This is a genomic window from Superficieibacter sp. (assembly GCF_032071645.1).
Taxonomy (GTDB): domain Bacteria; phylum Pseudomonadota; class Gammaproteobacteria; order Enterobacterales; family Enterobacteriaceae; genus Superficieibacter.
In genome coordinates this window covers 1-15,259 of record NZ_DAMAPU010000023.1, presented here as the reverse complement: position 1 = coordinate 15,259, position 15,259 = coordinate 1, and the positions used below count along the sequence as shown (strand labels likewise).

The following is a 15,259-nucleotide window of genomic DNA, read 5'->3' as shown; positions in this document are numbered from 1 at the left end:
CTGGCGGCGGGATGCGAATGCGCAACATCTGCCAGGCGTAAGGACAACAAAATTTGGGAATCATTATGCTAAATCATAACGAAAGCTGGTGGCAGGAGAAAGGCGCAGCGTTAACCGCTGCCGCAATAGTCAATCAGCCGCGGCTGTGGCAGGAAGGTTTTGCCCAGGTAACGGCGCAGCGGGAAGCCGTTGATGCTTTCTGGAACCAGTGCGATGCCGACAGTCGCATTGTCATCACTGGCGCAGGCTCTTCGCTGCTGGCGGCGCAGTCCAGCCTCAACTGGTTGCAGAGCGTATTGCCGCGTCAGGTCGAGGTGATCCCGGCGACGGATCTGGTGCTGGCCCCGGAACTTGCGTGCGGAAACTTGATTCTGGTGTCGGTCAGCAGCTCCGGTAATACGCCGGAAACGGTTAAGGTTGTGGAGCGTCAGCTGGCGGCATATCCGCAGACGCCGCACATCGCTATCACCAATAATGCGCAGAGCCGCCTGGCAACGCTTGCCCGCGAGCACGCAAATGGGTTGTTTATCGCGGTGCCGGAAGGCACGTCCAACGGCAGTTTTGCCGCCACCTCCGAATTCACCCTTCCGATGTGGTACGTCATTCTGCTGCTGGCCCCGGCGCGCTGGTCAGATCTGGAAAATGTTCTGCCGATACTTCAGCGCGGCGCGACGTATTTTCTCGACACCTTTGCGGCGGACATCGAACAGTGGGCCGCTGAGCCGCGCGATAATATGGTCGCGGTAGGAGCACTGTCGCTGAAGGCCATCGCCTGCGAAACCAGCCTTAAACTGCTGGAGATGGGCAACGGACGCATCATGACCGCCTGGCACTCAATGCTGGAGTTCCGTCATGGCCCGAAACTCACCGTCAACCGCAATGCCACCGTCATTGGCTATCTCGCCGCCCGCCCGGAAATTCACCGTTACGATCTCGATATGATGACGGAACTGACCCGCGAGCGCAGCGCGGCAGCGCAGATCGTGGGGATCGGTCATGACGCGCTGCCGGAAGGTCATGCCGTATGCGATCGTTACTATCATTTTGCGGCTCCTGAACTGGCGCAGCAGCACGAATCTTTCTCTGCCATGCTGTATGTCCTGTTTGCTCAGCTTGCGGGTCTGTACCGGGCGATTGCGCTGGGCGTAACGCCGGATAATCCGTCCCGCGACGGCAAAGTCGCAAAAGTGGCGAAAGTGACCGTTTATTGAGGATGAGGCAGGGCGGTGAGAGGAAAGAGCTCCGCCCTGGTCAGCCTCAATTGCTGACATGGAGAGCGTAAAGCGTCGGGAAACGGCTTGCCACTTCCCGACGCTGATTTTGCGAGGCATTACGGAGGCTTTTTCACTTCATCGCAAGGCGTTGCGCCATTATTGCGAGGCGCGTCCCAGATAGTTATCCCAGTCTTTCCAGACTGGCTGAAGACCGCGTGCGGTAAGCGCTTCGGCGACCTCTTCCGGGCGACGCGCATCATGCGGCGAAAACTGCTCCAGTTCAGGATGATCGTCCGCGTAACCGCCGGGCTGCGTTTTGGAGAATGCGCTGACGTTGTTGATCGCCAGTGGGATCACCCGATCGCGGAACCATGGAGATTCTCGCGTGGAGAGCGACAGCTCGATTTCCGGGGCCAGCAGGCGGAAGGCGCAGATGGTTTGCACCAGCTGGCGCTCGTCCATGATTGACGCGGGTTCAATTCCGCCGGTGCAGGGACGCAGGCGCGGAAAGGAGATCGAAAAGCGGCTCTGCCAGTAGTGTTTCTGCAACCACAGCAGATGCTCCGCCACCATATAACAATCCACGCGCCAGCTATCGGACAGGCCAATCAGCGCGCCGAGGCCGATCTTGTCGATCCCCGCGCGCCCCAGACGATCCGGCGTTTCCAGCCGCCAGAAGAAGTCCTGCTTTTTGCCCTTCAGATGATGCTGCGCATATTTCGCTTCATGATAGGTTTCCTGATAAACCATCACCCCATCCAGCCCGAGCGTTTTCAGTTCGGCATACTCCTCCTGCGCCAGCGGCTGGACTTCCATCTGCAACGAGGCGAAACGGCGGCGGATATCTGGTAGATGGCGGCGAAAGTAATCCATGCCGACTTTGCCCTGATGCTCGCCCGTCACCAGCAGCAAATGCTCAAAGCCCAGCGCCTGGATCGCCTCGCACTCGCGGGCGATTTCCACTTCATCCAGCGTTTTACGCTTGATGCGGTTACTCATGGAAAAACCGCAGTAGGTGCAGTCGTTGGCGCACAGATTAGAGAGATAAAGCGGGACGTAAAAGCTGACCGTATTGCCAAAACGCTGGCGGGTCAGACGTTGCGCCCGCTGCGCCAGCGGCTCCAGATAATCGCTGGCGGCAGGGGAGAGCAGGGCCATCATATCGTCACGCGTTGGGTGTGTGGCGCTAAGTGCCCGCTCCACGTCAGCAGCGGTCTTGCTGTTGATGCGCAGGCGGATATCGTCCCAGTCGAGCGTGCGCCAGCGGTCGGTAAAGGTGTTCATGCGCTGGCCTCCAGAAACCCGGTGAGGGGGCTGGTGGCAACCGCCTGCATACTGCGCGCGCCCGGAACTGCCTGACGCGCCAACACACCTGCCTCTACTGCCAGCCGGAAGGCACGCGCCATCAGCACCGGATCGTCCGCCACCGCGATGGCGGTATTGACCAGCACCGCATCAGCGCCCATTTCCAGCGCCTGCGTCGCGTGGCTGGGCGCGCCGATCCCGGCGTCCACCACCACGGGCACCGTCGCCTGTGCAATGATGATTTCCAGCATCGCCCGCGTTTCCAGTCCCTGATTGGAGCCTATCGGCGCGCCGAGCGGCATCACCGCCGCACAGCCGACCTCTTCCAGACGCTTACACAGCACCGGATCGGCTCCGCAATATGGCAGCACCACAAAGCCCTGTTTGACCAGCGTTTCGGCGGCTTTCAGCGTTTCAATTGGGTCCGGCAGCAGCCAGCGGGCATCCGGGTGGATCTCTAATTTCAGCCAGTTTGTGCCCAGCGCTTCGCGCGCCAGCTGCGCGGCAAATACCGCTTCCTGCGCCGTTTTTGCCCCGGAAGTGTTCGGCAGCAGCGTGATACCCGCTTCCAGCAGCGGCGCGAGAATGGCGTCATTGTGCTGGCGTAAATCCACCCGTTTCATCGCCAGCGTGACCAGCTGGCTGCCAGATGCGCGGATGGCATCCACCATCAGTTGCGACGAGGCAAATTTCCCGGTGCCGGTAAAAAGGTGAGAATCAAAGTGTTTATCTGCGATACGTAACATGTCAGCCTCCGGCGATAACCTGAAAAAGCAGGATCTGATCGCCTTCCTGCACGATCTGTTGCTCCCAACGCTCGCGCGGCAGGATCTGTTGATTGAGCGCCAGCGCCACGCCCGGTTTTAACTGATGAAGCTGGTCGAGCAGGGTCGCGACGGTCAGATTTTCCGCGCACTGCATCGGCTCATCATTGAACTGGATCTGCATGACGCCCTCCGCATACCGGACAGCCGCTGGCGCGGCGCAGGCTCAGACTACGCCAGCTATTTGCCCGCCCATCGAAAAGCCGCAGTTCGCCCTGACGGGTATGGATGCCGCTAAGAAGTTTGATGGCTTCCAGCGCCTGGAGCGAGCCCATCACGCCCACCACCGGCCCAACAATGCCCGCCGTGCGGCAGTTGCGCTCCGGCTCGCTCTCATCCGGCCACAGGCAGCGGTAGCAGCCGTGCGTCCACGGTGGCGTCAGCACCATAAGCTGACCCCCGAAGCCGACGGCGCTGGCGGTGATGAGCGGCGTATCGTGGGCGACGCAGGCGGCGTTAATCGCCTGGCGCGTCGCCATATTATCGGTGCAGTCGAGGACCACATCGGCACTGGCTACCGCGTGATGTAGCGCGTCGCCAGCGAGTCGCTGTGCCAGCGCCACCAGTTCAATGTCCGGGTTGAGTCGGGACAAACGTTGCTGCGTAACCTGCGCTTTGGAACGGGCGATGTCATCGGTAGTAAAAGCAATTTGCCGTTGCAGATTGCTCAGGTGTACCTCGTCGTCATCCGCCAGCACCAGCGTGCCGACGCCTGCGCCCGCCAGATAGAGCGCGGCGGGCGAGCCCAGCCCGCCCAGCCCGACAATTAACACCCGGCTGTCGAGCAGCCTTTGCTGTCCGTCGATGGCGATATCTTCCAGCAGGATCTGGCGACTGTAGCGCATAAAATCACGATCGTTCATCGCCTACCCCCGCCAGTTCAAGAAGCTGCATAGTTGCCGCCCGCCAGTCTGTCGCCTGGGTAATGGCGCTGACCACCGCAATGCTGCCGACGCTGGTTGCCAGCACCGCCGGGGCGCGTTCAAGGCTGATGCCGCCAATGGCGACCGTCGGATAATCTGCGAGCCGACGAATATGTTTCGCCAGTTGATCCAGCCCCTGCGGCGCGGAAGGCATTTGTTTCGTCTGCGTCGGGAAGACGTGGCCCAGCGCAATGTAGGAAGGTCGTGCCGCCAGCGCGATGTCGATTTCCATATCGTCATGCGTCGATACGCCGAGCCGCAGCCCCGCCGCCTGGATCGCCTTCAGGTCGGTCGTTTCCAGATCTTCCTGACCCAGATGTACGCCGTAAGCCTGATGTTTAATCGCCAGCCGCCAGTAATCGTTGATAAACAGCCGGGCGTGGTAGCGCCGACCAAGCGCGATAGCGCGGATGACATCGTTCTCCACCTCCTCATCGCGCTTATCTTTGATCCGCAACTGGAGTGTGCGCACGCCCGCGTCCAGCAGACGTTCGATCCACGTCACGCTATCGACCACCGGATACAGTCCCAGCCGGAAGGGGACCGGCGGAAAATCAGGTTGATAACTCATACTTCCTCCTGACGCAGGTAGATCTCGCCGCCTTTTGCGCGGAAGCTGTTGGACATTTCCGCCATGCCGGATTCCTGCTCCTGCTTCGCCGCAAAATCACGGACTTCCTGGCTGATTTTCATTGAGCAGAATTTCGGTCCGCACATTGAACAGAAGTGCGCCACTTTGCCGGATTCCTGCGGCAGGGTTTCATCGTGATAAGCGCGGGCAGTGAACGGGTCGAGCGCGAGGTTAAACTGATCTTCCCAGCGGAATTCGAAGCGCGCTTTTGACATGGCGTTGTCGCGGATTTGTGCTCCCGGATGCCCCTTCGCCAGATCCGCCGCGTGAGCCGCAATTTTGTAAGTGATCAGCCCCTGCTTCACGTCTTCTTTGTTCGGCAGGCCGAGGTGTTCTTTTGGGGTGACGTAGCACAGCATCGCGCAGCCGAACCAGCCAATCATCGCCGCGCCAATGCCGGAAGTGAAGTGGTCGTAGCCCGGCGCGATATCGGTAGTCAACGGTCCCAGCGTATAAAACGGCGCTTCATGGCAGTGCTCCAGCTCTTCCGTCATATTGCGGCGGATCATCTGCATCGGCACATGGCCCGGACCTTCAATCATTACCTGCACATCATATTCCCAGGCGATTTTAGTCAGTTCACCCAGCGTATGCAGTTCAGCAAACTGCGCCTCGTCGTTGGCATCCTGAATCGAGCCGGGACGCAGGCCGTCGCCGAGCGACAGGGAAACGTCGTAGGCAGCGCAGATTTCACAGATGTCACGAAAGCGCTCGTAGAGGAAGTTTTCCCGGTGATGGGAGAGGCACCATTTCGCCATGATCGAGCCACCGCGCGAGACAATGCCGGTCAGCCTTTTGGCGGTCATCGGCACATAGCGCAGCAGCACGCCTGCGTGAATGGTGAAGTAGTCCACACCCTGTTCCGCCTGCTCCAGTAAGGTGTCGCGGAAAGCTTCCCAGGTCAGATCTTCAGCGATGCCGTTGACCTTCTCCAGCGCCTGGTAGATCGGCACTGTACCGATAGGCACCGGGCTGTTGCGCAGGATCCACTCGCGGGTTTCGTGAATATAGCGTCCGGTGGAGAGGTCCATCACCGTGTCCGCGCCCCAGCGCGTAGACCACACCAGTTTTTCCACTTCTTCCTCAATCGAGGAGGTCACCGCCGAGTTGCCGATATTGGCGTTCACTTTCACCAGGAAATTGCGCCCGATGATCATCGGTTCGGATTCCGGGTGATTGATGTTGGCCGGAATAATTGCCCGTCCGGCGGCAACTTCATCGCGGACGAATTGCGGGGTGATATTCTCCGGCAGGCGTGCGCCAAAGCCCTGACCCGGATGTTGTTGACGCAGCACTTCACTGCGGATGCGCTCGCGTCCCATATTTTCGCGGATGGCGATAAACTCCATCTCCGGCGTCACGATGCCCCGACGCGCGTAGTGCAACTGGGTTACGCATTTGCCGCTCTTCGCCCGTTTCGGGGTTAGCAGGCCGCTGAAGCGCAGTTCGTCCAGACCGTCATCCGCTAGCCGCGCTTTGGTGTACGCGGAGCTACGGTCGGACAGTTCTTCACTGTCATCCCGCGCATCAATCCACGGCTGGCGCAGCTTTGCCAGGCCTTGCTGGACGTTGATTTTGACGTCGGGATCGCCATACGGACCGGAGGTATCGTAGACCGGGACGGCTTCGTTCTCTTCAAACTGCGGGTTGTCTTTAGCGCCGCCGATAAGCGTCGGGCTAAGCGCAATCTCACGCATCGGGATACGGATATCTGGCCGGGAGCCGGTGATGTAAATGCGCGTGGAGTTAGGGAAGGCGGTGCCTTCAAGGGTATCAATGAAACGTTGTGCGTGCTCGCGTTGTTCGCGGCGGGTCAGTTTAGTGGCAGACATAGCTCATTCCAGAAAGTTAAGGACGTGGCTTGTCAGACAACGGATGGAGTAATGGATGTACTTTGCCCGTAAAGGCAAAGCCAAAAGCAGAATTACTCTTGTTCCCTTCGCAGGTATTAACCTGATCAGGTTCCGCGGATCCCGAATGAACGGTCTCAGCCTAAAATAGGCACTCCGACAAGAAAAACCCCCGCAGGGGTGTATACAAATTACGCGTTAATGTTTAAGAACTCAAGCAGGTCGTGCGACGTTGCTTTCGTCATTGGCGCTTTCACTCAGGTTGTAATCAAACGCCAGTTGGATCAGTTTATCTTCCAGCGTAAAGCGTGCCGCCAGCGCTTCACCAATAGCGGAGAGCGCCTGCTGAAACTCGAGGCAGTTATCATGATCGATAGCGCTTTCAAGACTGGAATCGTAGTAACCCATGATTTCCTGAGTGTTAGCTTCCAGTTGCGGATACAGTTTGGTGGCGGCGATAAGTGGGCTTGCCCCTTCCATTTCATTGACAATGCGTTCATAAATACTGAAATGACCGGCGGAAAGATAATCAACGAGGTTATGGCAGAAATCATCAAGCGCTTTTTCGTCGAGTTGGGTGATGGATTCTTTGCCTGGCTTAAGGCCCACAAGGTTGTAGTACGTCACAAGCAACTGCTTGCGCACCTGTAGCCAGCGATCGACGAGGTCATTACTTCCCCCAACGCGCTCCGTTAGTCTTTCCAGGTGGTTTAGCATAAATGACCCCGTAAAATTAAGATTAGAAAAATTGTTCACTAAAGATGTGAAAATAATGTTACCAACATGCCAGTGAAACTAAGGTTGTGCAAGTGATTATGGACCGTATTATCGAGAAGTCAGATTGCGGCTGGTGGATAGTCAGCCATGAACAAAAATTATGGCTGCCCACCGGAGAATTACCACACGGCGAGGCAGGAAATTTTGATCTTGTGGGTCAGCGCGCACTCCATATCGGCGAATGGGAAGGCGAAGCGGTATGGCTGGTGCAGCAGGGGCGTCGTCATGAGATGGGATCGGTGCGTCAGGTCATCACTCAGGATGCCGGATTATTCCAGTTGGCCGGGCGCGGCGTGCAGCTTGCCGAATTTTACCGCTCGCATAAATTCTGCGGCTACTGTGGTCATGCCATGCATCCCAGCAAGACCGAATGGGCGATGCTGTGCAGCCATTGTCGCGAACGCTACTACCCACAAATCGCGCCGTGCATCATCGTGGCGATACGTCGCGGCGACGCCATTTTGCTGGCCCAGCACACGCGCCATCGCAACGGCGTTTATACCGTGCTGGCGGGCTTCACTGAAGTGGGCGAAACGCTGGAGCAAACCGTCGCCCGCGAGGTCATGGAAGAGAGCGGCATTACCGTGAAAAATCTGCGCTATGTGACCTCCCAGCCGTGGCCGTTCCCCCAGTCGTTGATGACTGCATTTATGGCCGAATACGATAGCGGCGAAATCGTCATCGACCCGAAAGAGTTGCTGGATGCAGGCTGGTATCGCTATGACAACTTGCCGCTGCTGCCTGAGGCGGGAACCGTGGCGAGACGCCTGATCGAAGATACCGTGGCATTGTGTCGGGCAGAGGACGCCTAGTTTCTTATATACTGTCCGGCATAACGTAAAAGGAAATCATAATGACCGAACTGAAGAACGATCGTTACCTGCGCGCGCTGCAACGTCAGCCTGTTGATGTCACACCGGTATGGATGATGCGCCAGGCCGGGCGCTATTTGCCGGAATATAAAGCGACGCGCGCCCAGGCGGGCGATTTTATGTCGCTGTGCAAAAACGCTGAGCTGGCCTGTGAAGTCACCCTGCAACCGCTGCGCCGCTATAAGCTGGATGCGGCGATCCTCTTCTCGGATATCCTGACCATCCCGGACGCGATGGGGCTGGGTCTGTATTTTGAAGCTGGCGAAGGCCCGCGTTTCACCTCGCCCATTACCTGCAAAGCCGACGTCGACAAACTGCCGGTGCCCGATCCTGAACTGGAGCTGGGCTACGTTATGAACGCTGTACGCACCATTCGCCGCGCGTTAAAAGGCGAGGTGCCGCTAATCGGTTTTTCCGGCAGCCCGTGGACGCTGGCAACCTACATGGTCGAAGGCGGCAGCAGTAAAGCCTTTACCGTTATCAAAAAGATGATGTATGCCGAACCGCAAACGCTGCATCTGTTGCTTGATAAGCTGGCGAAAAGCGTCACTTCGTACCTGAATGCGCAAATCAAAGCAGGCGCACAGTCGGTGATGATTTTTGATACCTGGGGCGGCGTGTTGACCGGGCGCGACTACCAGCAGTTCTCGCTTTATTACATGCATAAAATTGTCGATGGTCTGCTGCGTGAAAACGAAGGCCGACGCGTGCCGGTGACGCTGTTTACCAAAGGCGGCGGTCAGTGGCTGGAAGCGATTGCTGAAACCGGCTGCGACGCGCTGGGCCTCGACTGGACGACTGATATTGCCGATGCGCGCCGTCGCGTCGGCGACAAAGTAGCATTACAGGGCAACATGGACCCGTCGATGCTTTATGCCTCTCCTGAACGCATTGAAGAGGAAGTGGCGACTATACTTGCAGGTTTCGGCCAGGGTGAAGGCCACGTCTTCAATCTTGGTCACGGCATCCATCAGGATGTCCCACCGGAACATGCAGGCGTATTTGTCGAGGCGGTTCACCGTCTCTCTGCGCCTTACCACAAGTAAGGAGTTGTTATGGATCTGGCGTCACTACGTGCTCAACAATTAGAGCTTGCCTCATCGGTTATCCGGGAAGATCGCCTTGAAAAAGATCCGCCGCAGCTGATCGCCGGGGCGGATGTCGGATTCGAGCAGGGCGGAGAGGTGACGCGGGCCGCGATGGTGCTGCTAAAATATCCTTCGCTGGAACTGGTTGAGCATCAGGTGGCGCGTATCGCCACCACAATGCCGTACATTCCCGGCTTCCTTTCGTTTCGCGAATATCCCGCGCTGATGGCGGCGTGGGAAATGCTATCGCAAAAGCCGGATCTGCTGTTCGTGGATGGCCACGGTATTTCCCATCCGCGTCGTCTGGGCGTTGCCAGCCATTTTGGCCTGCTGGTGGACGTGCCGACGATTGGCGTGGCGAAAAAACGCCTGTGCGGCAAATTCGGGCCGCTTAGTGAGGAACCGGGCGCGCTGGCACCGCTGATGGACAAAGGCGAGCAGCTCGCGTGGGTCTGGCGCAGCAAGGCGCGCTGTAATCCGTTGTTCGTTGCGACCGGTCATCGGGTCAGCACCGATACCGCGCTGGCATGGGTACAGCGCTGCACGAAAGGCTACCGCCTGCCGGAGCCGACGCGCTGGGCCGATGCGGTAGCGTCGCAACGCACCGCCTTTGTGCGATGGCAGGAAATTAACCGCTGATTCAGGTAAACTGCCGCTAATTTCCGAATTCGAGAACTCATCATGCTACAAAACCCGATTCATCTGCGGCTGGAAAAGCTGGAAAGCTGGCAGCACACTACGTTTATGGCCTGTTTGTGCGAGCGTATGTACCCTAATTACGCGATGTTTTGCCAGCAGACCGAGTTTGCCGATCCGCTTCTCTACCGCCGTCTTGTTGATTTGGTCTGGGAAACGCTGACGGTCAAAGACGCAAAGGTGAATTTCGACAGTCAGCTCGAAAAGCTGGAAGAAGCCATTCCGGTGGCGGACGATTACGATCTGTACGGCGTTTATCCCGCCATTGATGCCTGCGTCGCGTTGAGCGAACTTATTCACTCGCGCCTGAGCGGTGAAACGCTGGAGCACGCTATTGAGGTCAGTAAGGCGTCAATCACTACCGTTGCGATGCTTGAAATGACCCAGGCCGGTCGCGAAATGACCGATGAAGAGCTGAAAGAAAACCCGGCGGTAGAGCAGGAATGGGATATTCAGTGGGAGATTTTCCGCCTTCTTGCCGACTGCGAAGAGCGCGATATCGAGCTGATCAAAGGGCTGCGCGCGGACCTGCGCGAGGCGGGTGAGAGCAATATCGGTATAAATTTGCAGCAATGAGACAATAAAACGTGATTTAACGCCTGATTTGTCGTGCCTGGAGGCTTCCCATCTGCCCCCCGTCTGGTCTACATTTGGAGGGCGAAAATAAAGTGGCTATCGGTGCGTGTATGCAGGAGAGTGCTTTTCAGGCATTTCCATCGCACTCGATGCTTAGCAAGCGATAAACACATTGTAAGGATAACTTATGAACAAGACTCAACTGATTGATGTAATTGCGGACAAGGCTGATCTGTCTAAGGCACAGGCAAAATCTGCTCTGGAATCTACTCTGGCTGCTATTACTGAGTCTCTGAAAGAAGGTGATGCTGTACAACTGGTTGGTTTCGGTACCTTCAAAGTGAACCACCGTGCTGAGCGTACTGGCCGCAACCCGCAGACCGGTAAAGAGATCAAAATCGCCGCAGCTAACGTGCCGGCATTTGTCTCTGGTAAAGCGCTGAAAGACGCCGTTAAGTAATATAGCGTGGCAGCGAACAGTTTTAACGAAGGGGCGTTCTCGCCCCTTTTGTCTGTCTGGCGTCGAACGCTGATGCTGGCGGGTGCACTGTTGCTGACCGCCTGTAGCCACGATTCGTCTCTGCCTCCCTTTACCGCCAGCGGTTACGCTGACGATCGGGGCGCGGTGCGGATCTGGCGCAAAGATATCGACGGAGAGGTTCATTTACTCTCCGTATTCAGTCCGTGGCATAGCGGCACTACCTCAACCAGCGAATACCGCTGGCAGGGCGATAGCCTCGCGCTGATTGAACTCAACATCTACGATACCCCCCCGGAACATATCCGCGTTCGCTTCGACGATCGTGGTGAACTCAGCTTTATGCAGCACGACGTCAATGGCGAGAAACAGCAGATCTCCAGCGACCGTATCGAACTCTACCGTTATCGTGCCCGGCAAATTCGCCAGACCAGCGATGCGCTGCGTCAGGGCCGTGTAGTCCTGCATCAGGGGCGCTGGCATCAGAATCACACCATCACAACCTGTGAAGGCCAGACCCTGACTCCTGATTTTGAGCCGCGCGCGTTAAGCCATATTGAACGTCGCCAGAGCCATTCTTCTGCTGATGTAAGCGTGGCATGGCTGGAAGCGCCGGAAGGTTCGCAGCTGTTGCTGGTCGCAAATGAAGATTTCTGTACCTGGCAGCCGACGGAAAAGAACTTCTGAGGCTGTAAGACGAAGGTTGGGCAGGAAGACGTTCTTGACCCCCTCCCGACGGGAGAGGGCCAAACAACGTGCGGGAGGTTATTTCCCTTGCTCGCGGGCAATCGCCCGATAGCCGATATCGCCACGGCTGAAGCAACCGTCCCAGTGGATATCGCTCATTAGCGCATACGCCCGTTGCTGCGCTTCAGCAACGGTATCACCCAGCGCTGTGACGCACAGTACGCGCCCGCCGCTGGTCAGCACCCGATCGTCGTCCGCAAGTCTGGTGCCCGCCTGGAATACCTTTCCGCCTTCAACTTCTTCCAGCGGCAGGCCGTGGATCACGTCGCCGTTACGGTAGTCGCCCGGATACCCGCCCGCTGCCATTACCACGCCCAGCGAGGCGCGCGCGTCCCAATCGGAGGTTTTTTCATCCAGCTTGCCTTCGCAGGCCGCCAGGCATAGTTCCACCAGATCGGACTTCATGCGCAGCATAATTGGCTGGGTTTCCGGGTCGCCAAAGCGGCAGTTAAACTCGATAACCTTTGGATTACCCTGTTTATCAATCATCAACCCGGCATACAGGAAGCCCGTGTAGGTATTGCCTTCCGCCGCCATACCTTTTACGGTTGGCCAGATGATGCGTTCCATCGTGCGCTGGTGGACCTCATCGGTCACCACCGGGGCAGGCGAGTAAGCGCCCATCCCGCCGGTATTTGGCCCGGTGTCGCCATCGCCAACGCGCTTGTGATCCTGGCTGGTAGCCATTGGCAGGACGTGCTCGCCATCGACCATCACGATAAAGCTCGCTTCTTCACCATCAAGGAACTCTTCGATCACGATGCGATGGCCCGCATCGCCAAAGGCGTTTCCGGCCAGCATATCGTGAACGGCGGCTTCAGCTTCGCTTTGCGTCATGGCGACAATCACGCCTTTACCCGCCGCCAGACCGTCAGCCTTAATAACAATCGGCGCGCCTTTCTCGCGCAGGTACGCCAGCGCAGGCTCTACCTCGGTAAAGTTCTGGTATTCCGCTGTCGGGATCTGATGGCGCGCGAGGAAATCTTTGGTAAATGCTTTGGAGCCTTCCAGTTGCGCGGCACCCTGCGTCGGGCCAAAAATTTTCAGGCCCGCAGCGCGGAAGGCATCCACGACGCCAATCACCAGCGGCGCTTCCGGGCCGACAATGGTCAGATCGATATTTTCATTCTGCGCAAAGGTCAGCAGCCCCGGAATGTCGGTCGCGCTGACCGCGACATTTTGCAGGGTCGGCTCCAGCGCGGTACCCGCATTGCCGGGAGCGACGAAAACGGTCTCAACCAGCGGCGACTGTGCGGCTTTCCACGCCAGCGCGTGCTCGCGCCCGCCATTACCAATCACTAATACTTTCATGTCTCGCTCCATTAATGGCGGAAGTGGCGCATATCGGTGAAGACCATCGCGATGCCGTGCTCGTCGGCGGCGGCAATAACCTCGTCATCGCGGATGGAGCCGCCAGGCTGGATCACGCAGCTTACGCCTGCGGCAGCGGCGGCATCGATCCCATCGCGGAACGGGAAGAAGGCGTCGGAAGCCATCGCAGAACCTTTGACTTCCAGACCTTCATCAGCCGCTTTGATCCCGGCAATTTTCGCGGAGTAAACGCGGCTCATCTGGCCTGCGCCAATACCGATGGTCATATTGCCTTTGGCATAAACAATGGCGTTGGATTTTACAAACTTCGCCACCTTCCAGCAGAACAGCGCATCGCGCAGCTCCTGCTCGGTCGGCTGGCGTTTGGTGACCACGCGCAGTTCGCTTTCGCTCACCATCCCCAGATCGCGATCCTGAACCAGCAGACCGCCGTTAACGCGTTTGAAATCCAGACCCGGCACGCGCTCAGCCCACTGGCCGCAGGTCAGGACGCGCACGTTTTGTTTGGCAGCGGTAATTTTCAGCGCCTCATCCGTGGCGGACGGGGCGATGATCACCTCCACAAACTGACGGGAAATGATAGCCTGCGCGGTTTCAGCATCCAGCTCGCGGTTAAAAGCGATGATGCCGCCGAATGCGGAGGTCGGGTCGGTTTTGTAGGCGCGGTCATAGGCATCAAGAATAGACGTGCTGACCGCCACGCCGCACGGGTTGGCGTGCTTCACAATCACGCAGGCAGGTTCGCTGAACTCTTTGACGCATTCCAGCGCCGCGTCGGTATCCGCGATGTTGTTATAGGAAAGCGCTTTGCCCTGCACCTGGGTGGCAGTGGCAACGGAAGCTTCTTTCACATTCTCTTCTATATAGAAGGCGGCCTGCTGGTGGCTGTTCTCGCCATAGCGCATATCCTGCTTCTTAATGAAGTTCAGGTTCAGGGTCCGTGAGAAACGGCCCGCCGCGTCTTTGCTTTCGCCGTGATAGGCCGGAACCATGCTGCCGAAGTAGTTGGCGATCATACTGTCGTAGGCGGCGGTGTGTTCGAAAGCTTTAATGGCGAGATCGAAACGGGTGTCGAGGGTCAGCGAACCGTCGTTGGCATCCATCTCTTTAAGAATGGCATTGTAGTCACTGCTCTTTACCACGATGGCAACGTCTTTATGATTCTTGGCAGCGGAGCGCACCATGGTTGGGCCGCCGATATCAATGTTCTCTACCGCGTCTTCCAGCGAGCAGCCTTCACGGGCGACGGTCTGGGCAAACGGGTAAAGGTTAACAACCACCATATCAATAGGAGAGATGCTGTGCTGTTCCATAATGGCATCATCCTGACCGCGGCGACCCAGAATGCCGCCATGTACTTTCGGATGCAGGGTCTTCACGCGTCCATCCATCATTTCCGGGAAGCCGGTGTAATCGGAAACTTCGGTCACTGGCAGACCTTTTTCTGCTAACAGACGGGCAGTGCCGCCTGTAGACAGCAGTTCCACACCGCGAGCGGAAAGTGCCTGGGCGAATTCGACGATACCGGCTTTGTCAGAAACACTGAGCAGAGCGCGGCGGACTGGACGACGTTGTTGCATGGTAAATCCCCTGGATTTGACGATTACAGAGAGCGTTAGGTGAATTTTCTCGTAAAAACTCAGCTAACGCCCCAGGCGGGGCATCCGTCAAAATACGCGGGTATTGTAACGAAAACGTTTGCGCACCGCTCGCGAATTTTTATGCTTTTGTCAGTCTGTGGATAATTCTGTGTGTAAATGGGTATAAGTGGGGGTTTTGCTGGGGAATGCAGCAGTCAGTCATTTTTCTGCAATTTAGCTATTGCGGACGTTCGAGAACTCCCTATAATGCGCCTCCATCGACACGGCGGATGTGAATCACTTCACACAAACAGCCGGTTCGGTTGAAGAGAAAAATCCTGAAAAACGGGGTTGACTCTGAAAGAG

General features: G+C 57.4%; 16 protein-coding genes and 1 riboswitch. Of the genes, 7 read left to right on the top strand and 9 right to left on the bottom strand.

All coding sequences use genetic code 11. The features are described from left to right. The first annotated feature begins 65 nt into the window (after positions 1-65). Positions 66-1,211, top strand: a complete 1,146-nt coding sequence (locus tag RT197_RS21345; RefSeq protein WP_312953229.1) for an SIS domain-containing protein — start codon at positions 66-68, stop codon at positions 1,209-1,211. A 159-nt stretch (positions 1,212-1,370) separates the two neighbouring features. On the opposite strand, the gene thiH is transcribed toward RT197_RS21345, so the two are convergent. The 7 genes from thiH to rsd form a co-directional block, all read right to left on the bottom strand. Beyond that, positions 1,371-2,498 carry a 2-iminoacetate synthase ThiH gene (thiH, locus tag RT197_RS21340; protein ID WP_312953228.1) on the bottom strand — a complete coding sequence of 376 codons (1,128 nt, stop codon included), beginning with the start codon at positions 2,496-2,498 and terminating at the stop codon, positions 1,371-1,373. Then, a complete protein-coding gene (gene thiG, locus RT197_RS21335; RefSeq protein ID WP_312953226.1) occupies positions 2,495-3,265 on the bottom strand; it encodes a thiazole synthase in 771 nt (256 codons plus the stop codon). Before thiG ends, thiH begins: the two co-directional genes overlap by 4 nt. A gap of 1 nt (position 3,266) precedes the next feature. Then, on the bottom strand, positions 3,267-3,467 hold the full coding sequence (gene thiS, locus RT197_RS21330) for a sulfur carrier protein ThiS (RefSeq protein WP_312953225.1): 201 nt from the start codon (positions 3,465-3,467) through the stop codon (positions 3,267-3,269). Further along, on the bottom strand, positions 3,448-4,206 hold the full coding sequence (locus RT197_RS21325; protein ID WP_312953224.1) for a HesA/MoeB/ThiF family protein: 759 nt from the start codon (positions 4,204-4,206) through the stop codon (positions 3,448-3,450). Before RT197_RS21325 ends, thiS begins: the two co-directional genes overlap by 20 nt. Next, entirely contained in the window at positions 4,193-4,837 is a 645-nt protein-coding gene (gene thiE / locus RT197_RS21320; RefSeq protein WP_312953222.1) for a thiamine phosphate synthase, read from the bottom strand. The genes RT197_RS21325 and thiE overlap by 14 nt, the downstream gene beginning before the upstream one ends. Continuing rightward, positions 4,834-6,729 carry a phosphomethylpyrimidine synthase ThiC gene (thiC, locus tag RT197_RS21315; protein ID WP_312953221.1) on the bottom strand — a complete coding sequence of 632 codons (1,896 nt, stop codon included), beginning with the start codon at positions 6,727-6,729 and terminating at the stop codon, positions 4,834-4,836. The genes thiE and thiC overlap by 4 nt, the downstream gene beginning before the upstream one ends. A gap of 85 nt (positions 6,730-6,814) precedes the next feature. Then, positions 6,815-6,916: riboswitch (TPP riboswitch) on the bottom strand. Between the two features lie 44 nt (positions 6,917-6,960). Continuing rightward, positions 6,961-7,464 carry a sigma D regulator gene (gene rsd / locus RT197_RS21310; protein ID WP_312953219.1) on the bottom strand — a complete coding sequence of 168 codons (504 nt, stop codon included), beginning with the start codon at positions 7,462-7,464 and terminating at the stop codon, positions 6,961-6,963. A 98-nt stretch (positions 7,465-7,562) separates the two neighbouring features. On the opposite strand from rsd, the gene nudC reads away from it, so the two are divergent. The 6 genes from nudC to RT197_RS21280 all read left to right on the top strand — a co-directional run bounded on the left by nudC (position 7,563) and on the right by RT197_RS21280 (position 11,921). Then, positions 7,563-8,336: an NAD(+) diphosphatase gene (gene nudC, locus RT197_RS21305; RefSeq protein ID WP_312953247.1), complete on the top strand. Its 774-nt coding sequence runs from the start codon at positions 7,563-7,565 to the stop codon at positions 8,334-8,336. A 41-nt stretch (positions 8,337-8,377) separates the two neighbouring features. Continuing rightward, on the top strand, positions 8,378-9,442 hold the full coding sequence (gene hemE / locus RT197_RS21300) for a uroporphyrinogen decarboxylase (protein WP_312953218.1): 1,065 nt from the start codon (positions 8,378-8,380) through the stop codon (positions 9,440-9,442). A 9-nt stretch (positions 9,443-9,451) separates the two neighbouring features. Continuing rightward, a complete protein-coding gene (nfi, locus tag RT197_RS21295) occupies positions 9,452-10,123 on the top strand; it encodes a deoxyribonuclease V (RefSeq protein WP_312953217.1) in 672 nt (223 codons plus the stop codon). Positions 10,124-10,165: 42 nt separating this feature from the next. Beyond that, positions 10,166-10,756 carry a YjaG family protein gene (locus RT197_RS21290; RefSeq protein WP_312953216.1) on the top strand — a complete coding sequence of 197 codons (591 nt, stop codon included), beginning with the start codon at positions 10,166-10,168 and terminating at the stop codon, positions 10,754-10,756. Positions 10,757-10,943: 187 nt separating this feature from the next. Further along, positions 10,944-11,216: a nucleoid-associated protein HU-alpha gene (hupA, locus tag RT197_RS21285; RefSeq protein WP_006816568.1), complete on the top strand. Its 273-nt coding sequence runs from the start codon at positions 10,944-10,946 to the stop codon at positions 11,214-11,216. A gap of 6 nt (positions 11,217-11,222) precedes the next feature. Then, the gene (locus RT197_RS21280; RefSeq protein ID WP_312953215.1) at positions 11,223-11,921 is read left to right on the top strand and encodes a DUF1481 domain-containing protein; all 699 of its coding nucleotides are present in this window, start codon (positions 11,223-11,225) and stop codon (positions 11,919-11,921) included. A 78-nt stretch (positions 11,922-11,999) separates the two neighbouring features. Here RT197_RS21280 and purD read toward each other — a convergent pair whose 3' ends face one another. Together purD and purH are read right to left on the bottom strand one after the other, a co-directional pair. Then, entirely contained in the window at positions 12,000-13,292 is a 1,293-nt protein-coding gene (purD, locus tag RT197_RS21275; RefSeq protein ID WP_312953214.1) for a phosphoribosylamine--glycine ligase, read from the bottom strand. A gap of 11 nt (positions 13,293-13,303) precedes the next feature. Continuing rightward, on the bottom strand, positions 13,304-14,893 hold the full coding sequence (gene purH, locus RT197_RS21270) for a bifunctional phosphoribosylaminoimidazolecarboxamide formyltransferase/IMP cyclohydrolase (RefSeq protein ID WP_312953213.1): 1,590 nt from the start codon (positions 14,891-14,893) through the stop codon (positions 13,304-13,306). Positions 14,894-15,259 lie beyond the last annotated feature (366 nt).

Excerpts from the sequence above, each read along its gene's own strand:
- RT197_RS21345 (WP_312953229.1), top strand. The coding sequence starts at position 66 with ATGCTAAATCATAACGAAAGCTGGTGGCAGGAGAAAGGCGCAGCGTTA.
- thiH (WP_312953228.1), bottom strand. The coding sequence starts at position 2,498 with ATGAACACCTTTACCGACCGCTGGCGCACGCTCGACTGGGACGATATC.
- thiG (WP_312953226.1), bottom strand. The coding sequence starts at position 3,265 with ATGTTACGTATCGCAGATAAACACTTTGATTCTCACCTTTTTACCGGC.
- thiS (WP_312953225.1), bottom strand. The coding sequence starts at position 3,467 with ATGCAGATCCAGTTCAATGATGAGCCGATGCAGTGCGCGGAAAATCTG.
- RT197_RS21325 (WP_312953224.1), bottom strand. The coding sequence starts at position 4,206 with ATGAACGATCGTGATTTTATGCGCTACAGTCGCCAGATCCTGCTGGAA.
- thiE (WP_312953222.1), bottom strand. The coding sequence starts at position 4,837 with ATGAGTTATCAACCTGATTTTCCGCCGGTCCCCTTCCGGCTGGGACTG.
- thiC (WP_312953221.1), bottom strand. The coding sequence starts at position 6,729 with ATGTCTGCCACTAAACTGACCCGCCGCGAACAACGCGAGCACGCACAA.
- rsd (WP_312953219.1), bottom strand. The coding sequence starts at position 7,464 with ATGCTAAACCACCTGGAAAGACTAACGGAGCGCGTTGGGGGAAGTAAT.
- nudC (WP_312953247.1), top strand. The coding sequence starts at position 7,563 with ATGGACCGTATTATCGAGAAGTCAGATTGCGGCTGGTGGATAGTCAGC.
- hemE (WP_312953218.1), top strand. The coding sequence starts at position 8,378 with ATGACCGAACTGAAGAACGATCGTTACCTGCGCGCGCTGCAACGTCAG.
- nfi (WP_312953217.1), top strand. The coding sequence starts at position 9,452 with ATGGATCTGGCGTCACTACGTGCTCAACAATTAGAGCTTGCCTCATCG.
- RT197_RS21290 (WP_312953216.1), top strand. The coding sequence starts at position 10,166 with ATGCTACAAAACCCGATTCATCTGCGGCTGGAAAAGCTGGAAAGCTGG.
- hupA (WP_006816568.1), top strand. The coding sequence starts at position 10,944 with ATGAACAAGACTCAACTGATTGATGTAATTGCGGACAAGGCTGATCTG.
- purD (WP_312953214.1), bottom strand. The coding sequence starts at position 13,292 with ATGAAAGTATTAGTGATTGGTAATGGCGGGCGCGAGCACGCGCTGGCG.
- purH (WP_312953213.1), bottom strand. The coding sequence starts at position 14,893 with ATGCAACAACGTCGTCCAGTCCGCCGCGCTCTGCTCAGTGTTTCTGAC.